A 1,369-nucleotide genomic window follows, 5' to 3' on the forward strand; every position below is an offset into this window, starting at 1 on the left:
GCGACCTTTTGAATCAGACGCTTTTTCTGACTCAGTAAGACTAGCAGTCTGCTGAAAAACCCAAAGAATTGGGCGTTTGTTCTGTCGCGGGTCCCATTGTTGGGATGATTTGTTCGAGAGTTTGAAGCGCTTTGGTGGTCTGGACACCGGGTTGGCTACGCTGCAACCAGTTTGGGGATGCGGATCAGGTTATAGGCGATCAGATTGAGCATGAAGTCGGCAGCGACCCCAGCGATGCCGCGATGTTTGGTCTTGCGCATGGTGCCGTGTTGCTTGCCCCAACCGAAGATGCACTCGGTCATCGCCCGGCGTGATTGCGACATGCCGTACCCCGGATGCCGCGTGGTTCGTTCATCGATGGCGCTGTTGCGGGTCTTGCCGGTTTTGGTGACGGCCTGGTTCTGCGTCACATGCGGTGTCACGTTTATGGCGCGAAGATTGGCCACATGATCGGCAGTATCGTACGCCTTGTCCTCACCGGCCGTGATGCGGCGGCTGGCAACTTTGCTTTTGGCCTTCAGCATGATCTCCGAGGATCGGCGTTCGGCGGTGCCATTGGCGTGCGTGACCATGCCGGCCACCGCCAGCCCATGCCGGTTCTCCGTGGTGGCGTGGCCCATATAGCAAAGCTTCGCCTCCCGCCCGGCGGCTTTGCGGTAAAGTCGGCTGTCGGGGTCGCTGGTACTGGCATGAGTGTCGTTCTTGCGCTTCTGGCCGTGGAAGTTCGCGCCGTCATCATCGTCACCGCTGCCATGCTTGGGACGAAAGCTCTTCTGTGAAGCCCAGGCTTCGATCAGCGTTCCGTCCACTGAAAAATGCTCGTCCGAGAGCAGCGGCTTGACCTGCGGATGGTTCAGAAGCCTGGTCATGAACTTCGTAAACACCTCGCCGTTCTGCAGCCGGTCGCGGTTCTTGGTGAAGGTGGTCGGGTCCCAGACTCGGTCATCAGGCGAAAGTCCCACGAACCAGCGGTACAGAAGATTGTAGTCCAGTTGTTCCATCAACTGGCGTTCCGACCGAATGCCGTAGAACACCTGTAGCAGCAACGCGCTCAGCAATTGCTCCGGAGGGATCGAGGGCCGTCCTTCGCTCGCGTAAAGCCTGCCAAGGCTACGGTTCAGCTCACTCAAAACATCGCGGACAAGCCCTCGGATCTTCCTCAGCGGGTGGTTCGCAGGCACCCGTGCCTCCGGCGAGATGTACGAAAACAACCCGCCCTGATCCGCAAAAGCGCCCCGCATCCGAGCCCCCGACGATTCATGATATATAATTGAATCATCAACCGCGCGCAGTTGCGAGGGCTTTTTCAGCAAACTGCTAGTCTTACTGAGTCAGAAAAAGCGTCTGATTCAAAAGGTCGCGGGCGAGG

General features: G+C 58.1%; 1 protein-coding gene. It reads right to left on the bottom strand.

From position 1 onward, the window contains the following. Positions 1 to 155: 155 nt before the first annotated feature. Positions 156 to 1,241: an IS5 family transposase gene (locus tag CP49_RS33275; protein WP_057854360.1), complete on the bottom strand. Its 1,086-nt coding sequence runs from the start codon at positions 1,239 to 1,241 to the stop codon at positions 156 to 158. Between the last annotated feature and the right edge of the window lie 128 nt (positions 1,242 to 1,369).

The organism is Bradyrhizobium valentinum, assembly GCF_001440405.1.
Classification (GTDB): Bacteria; Pseudomonadota; Alphaproteobacteria; order Rhizobiales; family Xanthobacteraceae; genus Bradyrhizobium; species Bradyrhizobium valentinum.